The 17,338-nt window shown below is 74.9% G+C and carries 19 protein-coding genes and 1 pseudogene; 13 read left to right on the forward strand and 7 right to left on the reverse strand.

Annotated features, from left to right (window positions below; translation table 11 throughout):
* Positions 1-230: 230 nt before the first annotated feature.
* From ACZ58X_RS15365 to ACZ58X_RS15375, 3 genes are all read right to left on the reverse strand, one after another.
* A complete protein-coding gene (locus ACZ58X_RS15365; protein ID WP_470334141.1) occupies positions 231-1,730 on the reverse strand; it encodes an outer membrane protein assembly factor BamB family protein in 1,500 nt (499 codons plus the stop codon).
* 295 nt (positions 1,731-2,025) lie between these two features.
* Positions 2,026-2,790, reverse strand: coding sequence for a DUF6215 domain-containing protein (locus ACZ58X_RS15370; protein ID WP_470334142.1), 765 nt, complete (start codon positions 2,788-2,790; stop codon positions 2,026-2,028).
* A gap of 183 nt (positions 2,791-2,973) precedes the next feature.
* On the reverse strand, positions 2,974-3,345 hold the full coding sequence (locus ACZ58X_RS15375; RefSeq protein WP_470334143.1) for a VOC family protein: 372 nt from the start codon (positions 3,343-3,345) through the stop codon (positions 2,974-2,976).
* Between the two features lie 142 nt (positions 3,346-3,487).
* On the opposite strand from ACZ58X_RS15375, the gene ACZ58X_RS15380 reads away from it, so the two are divergent.
* Both ACZ58X_RS15380 and ACZ58X_RS15385 read left to right on the forward strand, forming a co-directional pair.
* Positions 3,488-3,811: an ArsR/SmtB family transcription factor gene (locus ACZ58X_RS15380; RefSeq protein ID WP_470334144.1), complete on the forward strand. Its 324-nt coding sequence runs from the start codon at positions 3,488-3,490 to the stop codon at positions 3,809-3,811.
* Positions 3,812-4,151: 340 nt separating this feature from the next.
* Positions 4,152-4,253 (forward strand): annotated as a pseudogene (locus tag ACZ58X_RS15385) (IS5/IS1182 family transposase); the annotation flags it as partial.
* A gap of 10 nt (positions 4,254-4,263) precedes the next feature.
* Here ACZ58X_RS15385 and ACZ58X_RS15390 read toward each other — a convergent pair.
* Positions 4,264-4,608 (reverse strand): hypothetical protein, encoded by a 345-nt coding sequence (locus ACZ58X_RS15390; protein WP_470334145.1) that lies wholly within the window; start codon positions 4,606-4,608, stop codon positions 4,264-4,266.
* Positions 4,609-5,126: 518 nt separating this feature from the next.
* Here ACZ58X_RS15390 and ACZ58X_RS15395 point away from each other — a divergent pair.
* From ACZ58X_RS15395 to ACZ58X_RS15410, 4 genes are all read left to right on the forward strand, one after another.
* Complete coding sequence (locus ACZ58X_RS15395) at positions 5,127-5,456, forward strand: hypothetical protein (protein ID WP_470334146.1); 330 nt, start codon at positions 5,127-5,129, stop codon at positions 5,454-5,456.
* 116 nt (positions 5,457-5,572) lie between these two features.
* Positions 5,573-6,262, forward strand: coding sequence for an alpha/beta fold hydrolase (locus tag ACZ58X_RS15400; protein ID WP_470334147.1), 690 nt, complete (start codon positions 5,573-5,575; stop codon positions 6,260-6,262).
* Positions 6,263-6,458: 196 nt separating this feature from the next.
* Positions 6,459-7,097 (forward strand): hypothetical protein, encoded by a 639-nt coding sequence (locus ACZ58X_RS15405; protein WP_470334148.1) that lies wholly within the window; start codon positions 6,459-6,461, stop codon positions 7,095-7,097.
* A 614-nt stretch (positions 7,098-7,711) separates the two neighbouring features.
* On the forward strand, positions 7,712-8,917 hold the full coding sequence (locus ACZ58X_RS15410; protein WP_470334149.1) for a serine hydrolase domain-containing protein: 1,206 nt from the start codon (positions 7,712-7,714) through the stop codon (positions 8,915-8,917).
* A gap of 10 nt (positions 8,918-8,927) precedes the next feature.
* Here ACZ58X_RS15410 and ACZ58X_RS15415 read toward each other — a convergent pair whose 3' ends face one another.
* Positions 8,928-9,785, reverse strand: a complete 858-nt coding sequence (locus ACZ58X_RS15415) for a helix-turn-helix transcriptional regulator (protein WP_470334150.1) — start codon at positions 9,783-9,785, stop codon at positions 8,928-8,930.
* Between the two features lie 115 nt (positions 9,786-9,900).
* Here ACZ58X_RS15415 and ACZ58X_RS15420 point away from each other — a divergent pair, with 115 nt between their 5' ends.
* The 7 genes from ACZ58X_RS15420 to ACZ58X_RS15450 all read left to right on the forward strand — a co-directional run bounded on the left by ACZ58X_RS15420 (position 9,901) and on the right by ACZ58X_RS15450 (position 14,641).
* Positions 9,901-10,836: an alpha/beta fold hydrolase gene (locus tag ACZ58X_RS15420; RefSeq protein WP_470334151.1), complete on the forward strand. Its 936-nt coding sequence runs from the start codon at positions 9,901-9,903 to the stop codon at positions 10,834-10,836.
* A 79-nt stretch (positions 10,837-10,915) separates the two neighbouring features.
* On the forward strand, positions 10,916-11,272 hold the full coding sequence (locus ACZ58X_RS15425) for a DUF6204 family protein (RefSeq protein ID WP_470334152.1): 357 nt from the start codon (positions 10,916-10,918) through the stop codon (positions 11,270-11,272).
* 72 nt (positions 11,273-11,344) lie between these two features.
* Positions 11,345-11,878 carry a MarR family winged helix-turn-helix transcriptional regulator gene (locus ACZ58X_RS15430; RefSeq protein ID WP_470334153.1) on the forward strand — a complete coding sequence of 178 codons (534 nt, stop codon included), beginning with the start codon at positions 11,345-11,347 and terminating at the stop codon, positions 11,876-11,878.
* A gap of 98 nt (positions 11,879-11,976) precedes the next feature.
* Positions 11,977-12,675, forward strand: a complete 699-nt coding sequence (locus ACZ58X_RS15435; protein WP_470334154.1) for a class I SAM-dependent methyltransferase — start codon at positions 11,977-11,979, stop codon at positions 12,673-12,675.
* A complete protein-coding gene (locus ACZ58X_RS15440; protein WP_470334155.1) occupies positions 12,672-13,070 on the forward strand; it encodes a sulfurtransferase TusA family protein in 399 nt (132 codons plus the stop codon). Before ACZ58X_RS15435 ends, ACZ58X_RS15440 begins: the two co-directional genes overlap by 4 nt.
* Positions 13,071-13,171: 101 nt before the next feature.
* Entirely contained in the window at positions 13,172-14,158 is a 987-nt protein-coding gene (locus ACZ58X_RS15445; protein ID WP_470334156.1) for a polysaccharide deacetylase family protein, read from the forward strand.
* A 30-nt stretch (positions 14,159-14,188) separates the two neighbouring features.
* Positions 14,189-14,641, forward strand: a complete 453-nt coding sequence (locus ACZ58X_RS15450) for a hypothetical protein (RefSeq protein ID WP_470334157.1) — start codon at positions 14,189-14,191, stop codon at positions 14,639-14,641.
* Here ACZ58X_RS15450 and ACZ58X_RS15455 read toward each other — a convergent pair.
* Together ACZ58X_RS15455 and ACZ58X_RS15460 are read right to left on the reverse strand one after the other, a co-directional pair.
* On the reverse strand, positions 14,604-15,665 hold the full coding sequence (locus ACZ58X_RS15455) for a MerR family transcriptional regulator (RefSeq protein ID WP_470334158.1): 1,062 nt from the start codon (positions 15,663-15,665) through the stop codon (positions 14,604-14,606). The two genes, ACZ58X_RS15450 and ACZ58X_RS15455, sit on opposite strands and share 38 nt — an antisense overlap.
* Positions 15,666-15,772: 107 nt before the next feature.
* On the reverse strand, positions 15,773-17,221 hold the full coding sequence (locus ACZ58X_RS15460; protein ID WP_470334159.1) for an RsmB/NOP family class I SAM-dependent RNA methyltransferase: 1,449 nt from the start codon (positions 17,219-17,221) through the stop codon (positions 15,773-15,775).
* Between the last annotated feature and the right edge of the window lie 117 nt (positions 17,222-17,338).

Below are 17,338 nucleotides of genomic sequence, written 5' to 3' on the forward strand. Positions count from 1 at the left end.
TGGACACTCGTTCGGCAAAGAGCGGCTACCCGGTTCCACCGTAGAACCGGTACGCAAGCCTGTCCTGCGGAGAACTCGGAGGCAGCCGGCCTCCCCGACCACGCGGACCTCTCCCGCACGGCCCGGCCGCCCCCGGGCCCGAACGACACGGAGCCCGGGCCCCGCCGGGGTTCCGTACGACCAACTGCGCTACCGGTCCGGCCCGTTCAGCAACGGGCCGGGCCACTCCCTCAGCTGATCCCCCGGACCGGCGGCTCGTCCCTGGTGCCGTCCTCGGCGACCACCGTGAACTCCTCCCGGCCCGCCGCCGAGAGGTCCACCGGGTAGAGCGAGGCGGTGTCGTTGACGTCCAGCTCGCGGCTGCGCCGGCCGGTCGCCGCGTCGATCAGGGTCAGCCTGTCGCGGGTCATCGCCCACACCGACGTCCCGTCGACCAGGACGCCCGTCACCTGGTCGTCCAGGCCCGCCGTCCACTGCTTGGAGCCGTCCGCGAGGGAGTACGCGACCAGCCGCCCGGTGGCGGTGCGGCTCGGGTGCGGGCCGCCGCTGATGCTGACGTCGCCCTGCCGCTCCCCCGGCACGATGAACAGGTCGCCGACCACCACCCCGCCGAGCAGCGGCCGGGCGGTGAACTCGTCGAAGGCGTGGACGCCGCCCAGCATCACGTCGAGGTCGTACTCGTCGCCGGAGACCGCTATCGAGGCCCGCTGCTTCCCGGCCCGGTCGAAGCTGAGCACCGCGTGGGTGCCGCGCTCGGCCTGGGCGTCGACCCAGACCGCGAGCGGGTCGACGGAGACCACCATGAAATTCTTGAGCCCGCCCTCGGCCGGCACGGCGGCCCGCGTCCGCCCCTGCCCGTCCCCGGGCGCCAGGGTGCGCACGACCGCCGTCCCGTCACCGCACTCCGCGGCCGTCACCACGCCCTGGTCCCCGCCCGCGACCTCGATCGGGGTACACCCGGTGTCGGGCGCGCTGCGCCACAGCTCCCGGCCGTCGGCCAGCCGGACGGCCCGCCAGCCGTCGGTGCCCTGCAGCACGGCCTGGGCGCCCGCGACCGCGACGAGGTCGGAGTCCGCGCTGTCGCCGTCCCGGGCGGGCGCGGCCACGGTGGCGGTCCAGCCCTGCTTGCCGTCCGCGAGGTCCAGCGACGTCACCGCCGCGCAGGGCTTGCCGTGCGGGGAGTGCCCGACCAGGCCGATGCCGCCCGCGCCGATCCCCCGGCTCATCGTGCACACGGAGTCGGAGCCGGGCGGCGTCCACTGCCAGGCGACCGCTCCCCCGCGGCTGCGGTAGGCGACCACCTGGTCGGGGCGGACCCGCACCACCAGGCTGCCGCTGGTCCAGCTGCCGACCGCGCGGACGCTGGACGGCCGGTCCGCCGGGGCCTTCCAGGCGTCGTTGAGGCCGTCCCCGGCGAAGCAGAGGAAGATCGCCAGCCCCAGCACGGCGCCGACGGCCGCCGCGGGCAGCCCGCGCCTGGGGTGGATCAGCGCCCAGACGAAGCCGGCCCCGCAGGGCAGCAGGCCGAGGATGCTGATGGCGCCCAGATAGCCCAGGCTGTCGCCACCGAACCCGTTCGCCGGGCCGAACAGCACGGCCAGGCCCATGCTCGCGAACATGGCTCCCAGCACACCGCCGGTCAGTACGGCCCCGGTCTCCCTGTGCTCGGCGAACCTGGCGGCCCACCTCGTCCTCGCCCGGACGACGCTGTCCTCGGGCCGCTCGGCCATGCCCGTCTCTCCCCTGCGAAGCGCCGCCCCCGCAGTGGGGCGTCGATCATCGGATCGTCGCAGAACGGGGCAAGATCCTGAACAAAGAGCAGGGAAAACCACGTCCTTCCCTGCACATGGGAGGCCCTGACCGGCGCGATCGTTACGAATCGCGCCCTACCGCCCCGTGCAGCACCCGCGCCCGCTCCGGGGCGCCGGCGGCCGCCGGCGCCCCGGCAAGCGTCGTCCTGCCCGCACCGGCCCCGCCGGTCAGCGTCACCAGCATCTCCGCCCCCTCCTCATCAGCCGCGGCCCGTCAGCTCGCCGCCCAGCCCGGGAGCCCCGGAAGCACCGCCTCGGCGAGGCGGTAGAGGGCGGCGTCGTCGATCGGCAGCGAGTCCTTGCGCCAGACGCTGACCTCGAAGCTGCCGCCGCTCCCGTCCGGGTTCTTCGCGACGGCGAGCGCGTGGGCGGGGGCGCCGGTGCCCGTGGTGGACTTGCCGCCACCGAGGGAGAAGGACAGCGTCATCGTGGGGGCGCGGTAGAACAGCGCCTTGTGCCCGAGGACGGGTGCGCGCGGGTCCGCCGACGAGTAGAGCCGGGCGTAGTCGTCCACGTCGACGTCCGTGCTGTCCGCGAGCTGGACGTAGAGCTCGCCGAACTGCACCTCCGCCGCACCGTAGCCGTCCTTGTCCGGGCCCGGCCCGCCGCTCAGCGTCATCCCGGCCTGCGCCACCAGCACCCGCTCCTTCGGCACGCCCATCAGCACCGGCAGGTCGGGGCGGTTGAGCGCGGCGCACAGCGCCGGGTACCTGGCCGAGTCCGTCGGCTTCGCCGGACTGCACTTCGCCGGCGTGCTGCTCGGCCCGAGGCCCCGGCCGTCCCCGGTCAGGTACCAGAGGCCGGCGAACAGCGCCCCCACCAGGACCACCGCGAGGGCGACCTGCAAGCCCACCCGCGGCGCCCGGGCGTCGGCTTCGGGGCCGGGCTCCGGCCCCGTCCCGGGCTCTGCCTCGGCCTCCGGTTCCGGCTCCGGCTCGGTGGTGCCGGTCTCCACGATTCCCCCACGATCACCAGTCACCGGCGGACCCTATCCCCGTCGGCGCCCGTCCGCACCGGCATTTCCCCGACCCCGAGGCCGACCCCCGAGGCCCGCCCCCGAGGTCGGCTCCCGAGGCCGGCTCCCGCCCGCGTGGGGAGCCCGCCCCGAACGGCCCGGGCAGGCCGCCCCGGGAGCGGAAGGGGTGGCGACGGCCACGACGTGTCAGTCCGCGAAGACGGCCCGGTCCTTCACGAACTCGACGTACTCGAACACCGCCCCGCCCGGGTGCCGGACGGTCGCGTTGCGGCCGGTCGGCACCTCGTTGGGGCCGTCCAGCAACTCGCCCCCCAGGGCGGCCAGCAGCGGCCCGAGGCCGTCCAGGTCGTCGACCAGCAGCGTGCTCTGCACCCTGCGGAAGCGCGCCAGCGCCTCCTCCGGGCCGGCGACGACCAGCAGGCCGCCGATCCGCGCGACCTCCACCCCCGCGTAGGGGAAGCGCAACCCCTCGCGCTCGCCGGTGAGTTCGCGCAGCGTGGGCAGGACCTCGTCGAGGTCGTCCACGTACACCCGGGCCAGCGTCTCCAGCACCTTCATCGTCGCAACCTCCGGAGGATCCGATCGACCGTCAGAACAGTTCGAATTTCCCGAACTGTCGAACTGGGATACTAGACAGCGTGCCGCCCCGCCGCCAGGGCCGGCCGGAACCAGTGCCGGACCCGAGGAGCCCGAGGACCCGATGCGGACCCTGACCCAGCCCCACCCCGAGGACGTCGACCTCGCCACCGTCCTGCACGCCCTCGGCGACCCGGTCCGGCTCCAACTCGTCCGCCGCCTCGCCGAGGAGGGCGAGACCACCTGCAGCCCCGAAGGGCTCACCGTCCCCAAGTCGACCCTGTCCAACCACTGGCGGATCCTCCGCGAGGCCGGCCTGGTCACCGTCCGTACCAGCGGCCGGACCCGCCTGGTCACACTCCGCCGCGACGAGCTCGACGCCCGCCTCCCCGGCCTGCTCGCCGCCGTGCTCGACGCACCCGCACCCGCACCCCGCCGCGACCGGTGACGAACGCCCCTAGGGCGTGTCTGACAATTCCCGCCGGGCGCGCGACGCCGGGGCACGCACCTCGCCGCGTTGTCGTCAGTCGCCGATGCTCCGCATGGACTCCCTCCTCCGCCTTGCGATGCACGCACCCCAACGCCGCACGCTGATCCGACGCGAATTGTCAGACACGCCCTACCCCCGAGGCAGGTTGAGGCCCACCGGGGCACGGGCGCCGGATCGCGGAGACGCACGCATCCGACGCCTCGCCGCCGTCAAGGCGCTGCTCCCCGGCGCCACCGGCCCCACCGAGGACGCCGCCCGGTCCGCCCGGGAGGCGGCCACGACTGGGACTCGGCGCACGATCAACCAGCTCAAGCACTCCCGAGCTGTGGCGACACGCTACGACAAGCGCGCTTACGTCTTCACCGGCGCCGTTACCGTGGCCTCGATCCGCCTGTGGCTCAGCCTGTGCGTCACGCCGATTCCAGGGAGTCGGCCCGCCTCTCCAGGTCCGCCGCGATGGTGTCCCAGTCCGGGCCGTGCGACCACAGGCTCCGCGCCGCCTCCCGCAACAACGCCGGCTCATCCGGCCGCTGCAGGAGCACGAGCCGATACGCCAGGTTCCGAACCCACACCGGCAGGTAACCGTCGACCAGGTGCGGGCACAGCTCCCGCAGCATGGCCAGGATTGCATCCGCGTCGGCAAAGGTCAGCCGCTCGACGAAGGAGAACTCCGTGTGCTCCCTCGTGCACTCCGGCGTGGGTCGGTACTCGTCTCCGTAAAGACACCGGGCATGCTCCGTCAACGTGCTGTGCATGGCGAACAGCCTACGCAGCATGATCCGCCGGACAGCGCCGAGGCCGCCCTGCTCCGCCGCCGGGCCGACAGGCTGCGCGGCCACGCCGAGCAGCTGCGGCGCAGCGTGGACAACACCCGCCGACAGGCCTGGGACTTCCCGGCCGAGGCGGCGGCCGAGGCCGGGCTCGGCCCGGTCCCGGAACCCCGGCAGCAGCCGATCACCCCGCCCGCGCAGCAGCGGCGACGGCTCCCGAGCAGGCAGGAGCTGCTCGCCGGACCCTCCCGGACGGGCGGGCGGAACGGGCCGGGGCGGGCCGCGAGCGGCCCATCGGTGAGATCAACGTCCGTTTTCCCAGCACGAGTTGGGAAGGGGCCAAGCTTGGCCCGCCGCCGCTGCCGCCCGCCGCGCTCACCCGACCGGGTGAGCCTCCACGCCCGACCGTACGCGCACGCACGGCCGCTCGTTCTGCTGTACATGATCCCCGCGCTCCGCACAGCTCCCGCACGCCCCGGGCACAGCGTCACCCCGAGGCCGCCGTGGCGGTGATCGGCCGGGCCACGGCGGCGGTGCTCTCCCTCGCCATCCTGCTGGTCCCGGCGGCCGTCAGCCCGGTCGAGCAGCGGACGCCCCCGGTCGGGGACGGGTGGTGGGAGGTGTCCGCCAACGCGGCCAACGTCCGGCTCGACCACTTCGGCGGCGGCACCGTGATCGGGCTGGGCCGCTCCGGCGACCGGGTGGAGGTCGTGGACACCTGGACCTCGCCGCTGGGCGCCCGTTGGGCGAAGGTCATGGTCACCCGCACCCGGGTCACCGGCTGGGTGCTGTGGTCCCTCCTCACGCACCGCGACCCGCCGCCGGAACCGTAGAATCCGGCTGTTCGGCTGTCCGCCGTCCCACCGGACCTCACCGTCCCCAGACCGACACCCCCCGACCGTCATCCCCCGACCGTCGTCCCACGACCCTCCCCCCAGGAAGGACCGGCGTGTTCCGAGCGCAGCGCCCGCACACCGCACAGCTGACCCCGTGGGAGGGCGGCGGACCGGTCTCCGGCGTCGCCCTGCTGCTGCCCGGCGGGTTCATCCGGAGCAAGTTCGGGCCGCTGCGGATCGCCGAACTCGGCCTCCAGGGGCTCGCCACCGAACTCACCGACCGCGGCCGCCCGCACGGCCTCGCGGTGCACCTGCTGCGCTACCGCCACAGCGGCTGGAACGGCGCCGACGCCGACACCGCCGTCGACACCCAGTGGGCGCTGGAGGAACTCGACCGCCGCTACCCGGGCGTGCCGGTGGTGCTCATCGGCAACTCGCTCGGCGGGCGGGCCGCGTTCTGGTGCGCGGGGCACCCGAACGTCGTCGGGGTGGCCGGGCTCGCCCCCTGGCTGCCCACCGGCGACCGGGTCGACCAGCTCGCCGGACGGCGGGTGCTGATCGTGCACGGCACCGCCGACCACAGCGCGGCCAACGCCGCCCAGTCCCTGGAGTACGCGCTGCGCGCCCGGGAGGTCGCGCCCGACCTCGCGCGGTACGAGGTACCCGGCGGGAGCCACTACCTGGTCCGGCAGAGCGCCGACATCAATGCGCTGACCACGGACTTCACGCTGAGCGTGCTGGGCGCCGAGGCCTCGGCGCTGGCGACGGGGGCGGTCTGCACCCGGCTGCCGGTCCGGGCGTAGCCGCCGGACGGGCTCCCGGCGCCTGACGCCGGACGGCTGACGCCTGGCCCTGGCCCTGCCGATCGGCAGGGTCGGGTACCGGACCCGGTGCTCGCTTTATGCCGATCGGCACATGTGGGGAGGGGGTCGGGGCGGCCAGTCTTGGAGTCACCGAGACGGCGGCCACCGGGGCCGCCGGAAAAGGGGGGTCTCCACCGTGTTCCGCTTCGCCCGTACCGCCCGTACCGCCCGTACCGCCCGCACCCGCGCCACCCGCACCGCCGCGGCCGTCCTCGCGGGGCTCGCCCTCGCCGCGCTCACGGCGCCCGCACCGGCGGGTGCGGCTCCCTCCGCCGATCCCACCGCCCGGGTCAGTGGGTCCGGCCGGATCCACTACGCCCCCCGCCCGGACGACGAGATCCGGTTCACGGTCGACGCCGTGGCCGCCCCCGGCAGCCGTCCCCTCCCCGGCATCCCGCACGGTCTGCCCACCGACGCCCGGGGCACCGTGCACTTCTCCCACCGCGTGGTCGAGACCGGCGAGGTCCACCAGGCCGACGCCGCGGTCGACTGCCTCGCCACCGGTGGCCCCGTCGCCACCCTGACGGCCGTGATCACCAAGTCCGACGCGATGCCGGTCGGCCAGCGAATAGGCCTGAGCATCTACGACGCCCCCGGCCACGGGCGGGACCGCCTCGGCTTCTCCTGGGGCGTGGGCAACCTGGACGTGGACAAGGACGGCAAGCCCTACCAGCCCGTCGTGGGCACCTGCATGGCGCTGGCCCCCTTCGCCCCCGTCACCAGCGGCGGCTTCACGGTCCACTCCGTCGAACTGCCCTCCCCGTCCGCCCCCTGACCCGACCCGAAACAACTGCTGTGCCGGTAGCCGCTGTCCTGGGCGGCCGTCCGCGCCAGCGCGTACTGGAGCGGCACGGCAACGACCGCGACCGGCAGCACCAAGCAGAGCGCCAGCTGTCCCGCACCGGACGGCAGCGCCTTCCGCCGCCCGACCGTAAGCAGTTGTCCGCCACCCCAGCAGACCGCCACGACCCCCAGCACCAGGCCGGCCCAGGCCAGCGGCAGCACGTACGCCGGTGAGCCGGGGCTGTCCCGACAGTGGCTCACCAACGCCCGTACGTCATCGTCCGCGAAGAGCGTCGGCACACCGCAAAGCCAGCCCGCGCCGACCAGCACCAACGGGCCTCCGGCCCGGCCCCACCAGCGCGAACCGCGTCCTTCACGCACCGACCGCTCCGACTCGACACCCATCCGCGCCCATCCACACCCACTCGACCGATCTACCCGCCCCGTCCACGACGCCCGCCACCGACCGCCGGTTCCCCGGCCGAGCGGCGCCGAACCAGAACGCCGGCGGCCGATCGCCGGAATGACAGAACTGACGTGACGTCAGATCGCGTCCTCAGGGCTGGCACCGCAGAACCCACCCACCCCACCGGCCCTGGAGAGTTCATGCCCATCGCCAAACGCACCGCCCTCGCCCTCGCCGGCCTGCTCCTCGCCGCCACGCCCACGGCTGCCCGGGCCGACGACACCGCACCCCGGGGCGGCCCCGACAGAGCCGCGCTCAACGCCGCCATAGCCGCCCGACCAGGGGATCCCACCGCCGGTGCGCTCGCCCGGGTGACGGTCGGCGGCCAGGCGTGGCGCGGTACCGCCGACGACCCGGTGAGCGGGCAGCCGGTCGCGCCGAACGCCGCCTTCCGGATCGGAAGCATCAACAAGACCTTCGTGGCCGCCGTGGTGCTCCAGCTCGCCGCCGAGCAGCGAATCGACCTGGACGGGACCGTCCAGCAGTACCTGCCCGGGGTGCTGCCCGACGGGACGGGCGGCAGCCCGGTCTACCAGCCGGTCACCGTCCGCCGACTCCTCGACCACACCAGCGGACTGCCGCAGGCCGTGGAGGGCCCGGCGGGCGTCGAGGACGGCGACCACGACGGCCTGATCGCCCAGCGCTTCGGGATCGAGACCTTCGACGAGGTCGTCCAGCGCACCCTGCGGCCCACCGACCGGCCCTGGCCCGTGCCGACCACGCCCGGCACCGAGCAGGAGTACAACAACTTCAACTACCGCCTGGCCGGCCTGCTCGTCGAACGCGTGACGGGCCGCTCGCTCCAGCAGGAGGTGACCACCCGCATCTTCGACCCCCTCCACCTGCGGCACACCGAACTGACCGGGGGCGCACCGCAGATGCCCGAACCGCACCTGACCGGATACCTCGACAGCAACGCCGGCATCCCGACGGACGTCTCCGAGCAGGGTGGCAACTCCGAGTCGATGATCTCCACCCCGGCCGACCTGGACCGCTTCCTGCGCGCCCTGTTCGACGGCGAGCTCCTGCCGCCGCAGCAGCTGCACGACCTGTTCACCCTGCCGCGCGACGCCTCCGGGCAGTTGCTGCCCTACCACGGCACCGACGACTGCCGCTTGGGGCCGGACAAGGGCAAGGCCTGCTACAGCGCCGGGCTGCTGTCCCTCCCGTTGCAGGACGGCACCGTGGTCTGGGGCAAGACCGGGCACGACCTCGGCTACTCCGGCGGCTACTTCGCCACACCGGACCTGCGCAAGCGCCTGGTCTACTCCGTCGGCTCCAACGGCGGCACCCCGCCCCAGGCCCTGCGCCTGGCGGCCACCGTCTTCGGTCCCTTCGCCCGTTGACCCCACCGGCTCAGCGCCCGGCAGCGGCTTCGCGCCAGCGGCCGGGCGACGCCCCGGCGAGCCGCCGGAAGAAGGCGGCGAAGTTGGCGGCGTCGTCGAAGCCGACCCGCTCCCCGCACCGGGCCAGCGACAGGTCCGTGTGCGCCAGCAGTCGCTTGGCCTCCAGCAGGATGCGCTCGTCCAGGACGCGCTTCGCCCCGAGCCCACTGGCCGCGCGGCTCGCCCTGGTCAAGGTCCGCACCGTGTAGCCGAGTTCGTGGGCGTAGTCGGCGACGTGGTGCCGCCGGGCGAAGCCCTCCTCGACCGCCGTACGGTACCGCCGGAAGACCTCCCGGTCGCCGGCCGCCGCCGACGGCCGTACTGACTCGGGCGGGCCGACCCGGAGCAGCAGCGCCGCCAGCAGGTGCCCGAGCAAGGCCCCGGAGAAGGGCTCCTCCCGGGCCACCGCCGCCGCGTGCTCCCGCGCCAGGTGCTCGACCCCGGCCAGCACCAACCCCCAGTCCTCCTCGTCCACTTGCCAGCAGGACGCCCCGAACGCGGCAAGCCCGACCGCCCCGACCGCCCCCGCCCCCAACGCCCCCGCCAGGACCTCCGACTCGAACAGCACCAGCGGCCCGTCCACCCCGTCGACCTCCGCCCACCGGTGCACCGCACCTGGGCGGATCCAGACCACGCTCCGCTCCTCCAGCGGGTGGTCGACGAAGTCCGCCACCTGCCGACCGCTGCCCGAGCGCACCAGCGCCAGCACGTGGAAGTCCGGCCGCTGCGGCCGCTCCCGGCGCCGGGCCCGGTCCATCCGGCGCAACCGCTCGAAGCTCAACACCTCCACGCCGAACCCCGCCGACCCGGCCTCCGGGCTGTACCGCACCTGCCGGATCCCTGGAGCTTGTCCGTTTTCCACTGTCACCGTGCACCTTTCGACCGGGCCTCGGGCCCGCTCCCGACCGTAGCCTCCTGGGAACACCCACTCCGAGGAGACCACCATGCTGCCGGAATCCACCACCCGCCCCGACCCTGCCCAGGCCCCCGTCCACCCCCGCACCGCTGTCCCCGTCGACGGCGGCACCCTCCAGGTCCAGCACCAGGTCCAAGGCCGGCACCAGCTCCAGCGCCAGGGCCGACCCCAGGCCCAGCCCCAGGCCCAGCACCAGGCCCAGCAGCAGGCCCGGGGCGGCCCCACCCTGGTCCTCGCCCACTACTGGGGCGGCTCGGCCCGTACCTGGGACGCGTTCGTCGGCCACCTGCCGCCTGGGCGCAGCACCATGCGCTACGACCAGCGCGGCTGGGGCCGGTCCCGCGCGCTGCCCGGCCCGTACCACCTGGAGCAGCTCGCCGAGGACATCCTCGCCGTCACCCGTCGCCTCGGCCTGGACCATTTCGTCCTGGTAGGCCACTCCATGGGCGGCAAGGTGTGCCAACTCGCCGCCGCGCGAAGGCCGGAGGGCCTGGCCGGACTCGTCCTGGTCGCCCCCGCCCCGCCGCGGCCGGCCCCCAACGCCACTCTCGACCACCGGCAGGCGCTCGCCCACGCCTACGACTCACCGCAGTCCGTGGGCCACGCCCTCGACCACGTCCTGACCGCCACCCCGCTGCCGCCGGGGGTCCGCGCCGCCGCCGTCCAGGACAGCATGGCCGCCGACCTCCCGGCCCGCGAGGAGTGGCCGCTGCACGGCCTCGCCACCGACATCACCGCCGCCAGTGCCCGGATCCAGGTACCCACCCTGGTCCTGACGGGCCGGCACGACCGGGTCGAACCGGCGGACCTGCTCCGCACCCACCTGCTTCCCCACCTCCCGCACGCCCGCCTCACGGTCGTCCCCGGCGCCGGCCACCTGCTCCCGCTGGAAGCCCCCGCCTCCCTCGCCCACGCCGTCGAGTCCTTCACGGCAGGCCTCGCCGCACCGGCCGACCTCCGGTGAGCCGCGCCACGGCACACCGCCGACCCGGCCACCGGAATCGCATTGGCGGTCCGCCGTGTCCACTGCCTATCGTCGGGGCATGACCACCCGAACCTTCCGCATCATGGTGCGCGGCGTCTTCGACGGGCTCGGCGACGAGCAGCGCGCCGAGCTCCTCGCCGCCGCCCCCGAGCACGACGTGCTGCACGCCGCCTTCACCCGCGAGGGCCACCTCAGTTACGACCTCACCGCACGCACCGCCTTCACCTTCCGCTTCCTGGACGAGGGCGAGACCGAAGAGGACATCCTGGGGGCCACCGAGCGGGCCGAACGGACCGCGCAGTCCTGGCTGACGAGCCGTGGCTACGGCTACAAGAACCTCCGCTCCCAGGCCGAGGACCTCTCCCAGGCGCCGCTGGGCAAGCGCCGGCGCCGCGCCGCCGGCACCACCGGCTGACCGACCCCCTCCCTCTGCCATCTCCTTGACGGCTCCGCCCGTGCATATACTTGAGCAGTCAAGGAGGTGGCAATGACAAGCCCCGCGAACCCCGGCCCCAACCCCGACACCGCCCCCAACCCCGGCCCCAACCCCGACACCGCCCCCCGCCCCGACCCGCTCGACACCGCACTACGTCTCGTCCGCGCCCAGGCCGCCGTGGTCAAGCGCTTCGACGCGAGCCTCAGCGGCCTGCACGGCGTGAGCCTGTCCGACTTCACCCTGCTGCTGCACCTCGCCCAGGCCCCCGGTGGCCGGATGCGCCGGGTCGACCTCGCCGAGGCCCTCGGCCTCACCGCCTCCGGCGTCACCCGCGGCCTCGCCCCGCTGGAGCGGATCGGCCTGGTGACCCGCGAGGCCGCCGCCCGCGACGCCCGGGTCGCGTACGCCGCCCTCACCCCGACCGGCCGCGAGCGACTCGCCGAGATGCTGTACACCGCCCGCCAGGTCGCCACCGAGCACTTCGCCACCGACCAGTGGAGCGGCGAGGACCTCACCCAGCTCTCCGCCCTGCTCACCCGCCTCGGCGGCACCGCCCCCGAACAACGCCACATCCCGAAGCCCTAGGCTGGACCCAAACCACCGGCACCACCGGCACCACCAGCACTCCCCGGCATCTCCAGCACCACTGACACCACGACGCACCCCCCGCGAAGGGCACCGCCATGACCAGCACTCCCGGCCCGCCGCCCCGCCCGGCGCCGCGCCGGGAGCCCGCCCTCGCCGAGGTCCAACGCGCCCACTGGCAGCAGACCTACCGGGCCCACCCCGGGATGTACGGCGGGCAGCCGTCCGCTCCCGCCCGGTACGCCGCCGGGGCCTTCGCCGCCGCCGGCGCCCACGAGGTGCTCGAACTGGGCGCCGGCCACGGCCGCGACGCCCTCCACTTCGCCCGCGCCGGCTTCTCCGTCCTGGCCACCGATTTCAGCCCGACCGGTCTGGAGCAACTGCGCACCACCGCCGCCGCGCAGGGCCTGGCCGAGCGGGTCCGCACCGCCGTCCACGACGTCCGCGACCCGCTGCCGCTCCCCGACGCCTCCGTCGACGCGGTCTTCGCCCACATGCTGCTCTGCATGGCGCTCTCCACGCCCGAGATCGAGGCGCTGGTCGCCGAGGTCCGCCGGGTGCTGCGCCCGGGCGGCACCTTCGTCCACACCGTCCGTCACACCGGCGACGCCCACTACGGCGCCGGCACCGACCACGGGGACGACATCTGGGAACACGGCGGCTTCGCCGTCCACTTCTTCCCCCGCGAGCTGGTGGACCGGCTCGCCGAGAGCTGGCACCTCGTCGAGGTCCACGCCTTCGAGGAGGGCGACCTGCCCCGCCGCCTCTGGCGCATCACCCAGGAGATCCCCCGATGACCACCCCCGACGACGCCGCCGTCCGCCCCGCTGCCGACGGTACGGCCCCCGACCTCACCGTCGACGGCACCGGCCTGCTCTGCGTCCAGCTCCTGCTCCGCCTGCGCAAGCAGATCGCCCACCTCCCCGCCGGGGCCGTGGTCCACATCCTGACGACCGATCCGGCCGCCCCGCTCGACCTGCCCGCCTGGTGCCACCTGACCGGCCACGCGTACCTCGGCCCGGTCCCGTCCCCGGCGCCGGACCACGACGTGTACGCCCTGCGCCTCACCTCCGCCCCCGTCCCGACCCGTCCCGACCGCCCGTGGCACCCCGCCCCGACCACCTCGAACACCGCGCGCGACACCGACGGCACCCCCGAGGGCACCCCCGAGGACACGACCGCCCCGCACTGAGCACCCCCGGCCGCGCCCGCCCCACGGGAGCCCGCCCCACCCGAACCCGGCCGAGCGGAAATTCCCGCGCGCCGACCGCCTCCCCGGTGAAGACTGCGGCCATGCCCACCGCAGCCCCTCCCCCGGACGGTCCGCGCGCCAACCGCCTCCTCGGCCACCCGCCCGAGGCCCGCCTCCTGCTGCTCAATTGCGACGACCTCGGCCTGGACGAGTCCGTCAACCTCGCCGTGGTCGAGGCGGTCCGGCAGGGCATCGCCGCCTCCGCCAGCCTGATGACCCCCTGTCACGCCGCCCCGCACGCGCTCCGCCTGCTGCGCCGCCACCCGGAGATCCCCTTCGGCGTCCACCTCACCCTGGTCTGCGAGGCACCGCACCTGCGCTGGGGCCCGCTCGCCGCCCGCGAGCGGGTGCCCTCCCTCCTCGACCCGGACGGCGAGTTCCACGCCCCCACCCCGGCCGGCCGGGCCGCACTCGCCGCGAACGCCCGGATCGAGGACGTGGAGCGCGAGTTCCGCGCCCAGATCGACGCCGTTGAGGCGAGCGGCCTCAGCCCGACCCACCTGGACTTCCACTGCCTGGCCGACGGCGGCCGCGAGGACGTCCTCGACCTCACCCTCGCCCTGGGCGCCGAGTACGACCTGGCGGTGCGGGTCTGGCTGCCGCCCGCCCTGGACCGGCTGCGCGAGCACGGGCTGCCGGTGGTCGACCACGGCTTCCTCGACAGCTTCGCCGTGCCGCCGGGGGACAAGCCCGCCCACTACGCCCGCCTGCTCGCGGCCCTCCCGCCGGGCCTGACCGAATGGGCTGTCCACCCGAGCCTCGCCACCGGCCCGCACCCCCGCCTCCCGCCCTCCATCACCGCCACCGACCCCGCCGCCACCGGCCCCGCCGGCGCCGACGACGGCTGGCGCGTCCGCCGCGGCGACTACGACTTCCTGGTCTCCCCCGAGGCCCCCCGCCTGCTCGCCGAGCACGCGATCACCGTGCTCGGCTACGACGCCCTGCGGGAAGCCTGGCGGGCCGCCCGCGGCCGGGCCGCGCCGCGCGCCCGCGTCGGACCGGTGTGCCACGATGAGGAGAAAACGTAACGGCACGGCCCCACAGGGAGGTTGACCACCATGGACTCGATCCTCAACTGCCACTGGCACGACCAGGACGGCGCGTGGGAACTGACCGTCCGTCGCAACGGCCCCGCATGGGAGCTGTTCGCGGCCGCGCCGTTCGGTGCGGAGTCGCTCCCCTTCGCCGACCCGGACGAGGTCCGCCGGCTCGCCCAGACCCTCCTCGACCTGCCCGCCGAGCCCGAGCCGTACGAGTTCGAATGGACGCTCTCCCGGACGGACTTCGCCCACACCGAGCGGGAGCGCACCCTCTTCGCGACCCTCGCCGTCGGGTTGGACCCCGACGACGGCCACCGCCCGTACCTCGCCTACCAGTCCTCCTACCACCTGCGCGGGTTCGCGGCGCTCGGCCTGGAGGTGATCTGCGAGGACCCCCCGGTCGACCACCTCCGCGCCCAGGCCCACGCCTTCCTCACCAACTGCCCGGCCCCGCCTCCCCTCCAGCCGTAGCCCCGGCCGCCCGGACCACCCGCACGGCGTGCACGGCCCGCACCGCCCAGTCCAGCACCTCACCCGAACCCTCGGGCGCCACCCACCCGTTGACGACCGCCAGCAGCTCCAGGTACCGCTCCCGCCGGGGGTCCGCCATCGCCCGCAGTCGCTCCACCAGTCGATCCACCAGCGGCTCCGCCGGACCCGAGCCCAGCAGGCCCGCGTACCGCTCCAGCAGGGCCGCGACCACCCGCGCCGCCTCCACCGATCCCGGCTCCACTCCCGCCGCCACCGCCGGCCCGACGGTCTCCCGCACCAGCACGGCCAGCCCGGGCCGGGGCGGCGCACCGGGCGCGGCCTCCGCCGCCTCATCCTGCGCCAGTGCGCGCAACAGCTCCCGGAACCCGTCGTCCCCGGCCAGCAGCGCCAACTCCACCCAGGCCTCGACCTGTTCGTCCGACGGCTGCTCCGGCAGCCGGGGCGTCAGCGACGCGGCCGGCCCACCCCAGCGCCCCTCCCCGCCGCACACCTCAGCCCCGCCGGACACGGCAGCCGTTCCGGACACTGCCCCCGTTCCGGACACTGCCGCCACGCCGAACACCGCCGCCAGGAACTCCCCGACCAGGCGCCCCCGTTCGTCCTCCGTCAACCTGGCCAGCCGGTGCACGAGCGTCAACTCCTCCGTGGTCGCCCCGCGCGCGGCCACCGTCCGCAGCACCGCCTGCCGCAGCCGCAGCACCCGGATCCGGACGTCCAGCGCCGCGGCGTGCGCCGCCGCGACCTCGGACAGCGCGCGCTCCCGGCCCAGCACCTGCCGGATCTCCGGCAGGCCGAGCCCGAGCTCGCGCAGGGTGCGCACCAGATCCAGGCGGGCGACGGCGTCCGCGCCGTACCGTCGGTGGCCGGCCGGGGTGCGGTCGGCCGGCGACACGATCCCCTGGTCCGAGTAGAACCGGACGGTCTTCACCGTCAGCCCGGTCCGCCGGGCCAGTTCACCGATCGTCAGGGCCGGTCCTACCGGCCGGAGCGCGTCGCCGTTCATGCCCACCACCCTGCCGCCTCCCCCTACGGGAGGTGCAAGCAGAGAGGTTCAAGCGTGGTGCGACCAGTGGTGCGATCAGAGGTGCGCCCCGACCTGCGACCAGCTGCTCAGGCCGTCCGCCGCAGCAGCGCCAGGTACATCGCGTCCGTCCCGTGCAGGTGCGGCCACAGCTGCACGTCCGGCCCGTCGCCGAGCGCCGGAACGCCGGGCAGCAGCGGCCGGGCGTCGATCCACTCGACCCGGCCGCCCTGCTCGCGCAGCACGTCGTCGACCACCGCCCGGGTCTCCGCGAGGTGCGGCGAGCAGGTGGCGTAGCCGACCACGCCGCCGATCCGGGTGGCCTCGACCGCCGAGCGCAGCAGGTCCCGCTGGAGCGGGCCGAAGGCCGCGACATCGGCCGGCCGGCGCCGCCATCGCGCCTCCGGGCGGCGCCGCAGCGCGCCCAGTCCGGAGCAGGGAACGTCGACCAGGACCCGGTCGAAGCCGCCGGAGCGCCAGGCCGGGCGCGTCCCGTCGGCCGCGATCACCGTGTACGGGCCGGGGTTGCCCTCCAGTGCCCGCGCCACCAGCCGGGCCCGGTGCGGCTGCTTCTCGCTCGCGACGAGTCCCGCACCCCGCTCCGCGGCCAGGGCGCCGAGCAGGGCGGCCTTGCCGCCCGGTCCGGCGCAGCCGTCCAGCCAGAGCCGGTCCGGGCCGTCCAGCGGCGCGTTCGCGAGCGCCAGGGCGACCAGCTGGCTGCCCTCGTCCTGGACGCCGGCCCGGTTCTCCTGGACGGCGGTCAGCGCACCGGGGTCGCCGCCCTCGGCGAGCCGCAGCGCGAACGGGGACCAGCGCCCGGGCTCGGCCTCGGGCAGCACCTCGGCGAGCTCGCCGACGGTGGCCCGGCCGGGCCGGGCGACCAGGGTGACCTCGGGCCGGGCGTTGTCGGCCCGCAGCAGTTCCTCGATCGCGGTGCGCCCGGAGGCGTCCGGCTGCCAGCGGCCGAGCGAGTCCCAGAGTGCGGAGACCACCCAGCGCGGGTGCGAGTGCACAACCGCCAGGTGGTCCTCGGCGTCCTTGTCGTACGGCGGGGCGACCCGCTCGATCCAGGCGTCCAGATCGTGGGCGCTGATCCGGCGCAGCACGGCGTTGACGAACTTGGCCTTGCCGTCGCCGAGCACCACCCGGGCCAGCTCGACGGTCGCCGAGACGGCCGCGTGGCTGGGGATGCGGGTGGTGAGCAGCTGGTGGGCGCCGAGCGAGAGCACGTCCAGCACCGGCGGGTCGACCTTGCTCAGCGGCCGGTCGATGCAGGCGGCGATGACCGCGTCGTAGGTGCCCTGGAGTCGCAGGGTGCCGTAGACGAGTTCGGTGGCGAGGGCGGCGTCGCGCCGGTCCATGCCCTTCTGCTCGGCCTCGCGGAGCAGGGAGGGCAGGATCAGGTTGGCGTACGCGTCGCGCTCGTCGACGGCGCGCAGCGCCCGGAACGCGACGATCCGGGCCGGGTCCTTCTTGGGCCGCCGGTGCGGACGGGGGGCGCGCTTGGCGCCGGCGGGAGTGTTCGGGGGCGTGCTCACGGATACCTCAAAAGTGCTGCGGTGGTTATTTCGGTACGGATCAAACAGTTCAACGGTTCAAACGAATCGAACGAACCGAAACGGATCGCACGGATCGCACGGATCGCACGGATCAAG

The sequence above is a fragment of the Kitasatospora sp. NPDC040550 genome (assembly GCF_055594965.1).

Bases quoted from the DNA above. Each gene is read 5' to 3' on its own strand.
- ACZ58X_RS15455 (WP_470334158.1), bottom strand. From the start codon at position 15,665: ATGAACGGCGACGCGCTCCGGCCGGTAGGACCGGCCCTGACGATCGGT.
- ACZ58X_RS15440 (WP_470334155.1), top strand. From the start codon at position 12,672: ATGACCACCCCCGACGACGCCGCCGTCCGCCCCGCTGCCGACGGTACG.
- ACZ58X_RS15380 (WP_470334144.1), top strand. From the start codon at position 3,488: ATGCGGACCCTGACCCAGCCCCACCCCGAGGACGTCGACCTCGCCACC.
- ACZ58X_RS15375 (WP_470334143.1), bottom strand. From the start codon at position 3,345: ATGAAGGTGCTGGAGACGCTGGCCCGGGTGTACGTGGACGACCTCGAC.
- ACZ58X_RS15390 (WP_470334145.1), bottom strand. From the start codon at position 4,608: ATGCACAGCACGTTGACGGAGCATGCCCGGTGTCTTTACGGAGACGAG.
- ACZ58X_RS15450 (WP_470334157.1), top strand. From the start codon at position 14,189: ATGGACTCGATCCTCAACTGCCACTGGCACGACCAGGACGGCGCGTGG.
- ACZ58X_RS15410 (WP_470334149.1), top strand. From the start codon at position 7,712: ATGCCCATCGCCAAACGCACCGCCCTCGCCCTCGCCGGCCTGCTCCTC.
- ACZ58X_RS15420 (WP_470334151.1), top strand. From the start codon at position 9,901: ATGCTGCCGGAATCCACCACCCGCCCCGACCCTGCCCAGGCCCCCGTC.
- ACZ58X_RS15425 (WP_470334152.1), top strand. From the start codon at position 10,916: ATGACCACCCGAACCTTCCGCATCATGGTGCGCGGCGTCTTCGACGGG.
- ACZ58X_RS15435 (WP_470334154.1), top strand. From the start codon at position 11,977: ATGACCAGCACTCCCGGCCCGCCGCCCCGCCCGGCGCCGCGCCGGGAG.
- ACZ58X_RS15430 (WP_470334153.1), top strand. From the start codon at position 11,345: ATGACAAGCCCCGCGAACCCCGGCCCCAACCCCGACACCGCCCCCAAC.
- ACZ58X_RS15365 (WP_470334141.1), bottom strand. From the start codon at position 1,730: ATGGCCGAGCGGCCCGAGGACAGCGTCGTCCGGGCGAGGACGAGGTGG.
- ACZ58X_RS15445 (WP_470334156.1), top strand. From the start codon at position 13,172: ATGCCCACCGCAGCCCCTCCCCCGGACGGTCCGCGCGCCAACCGCCTC.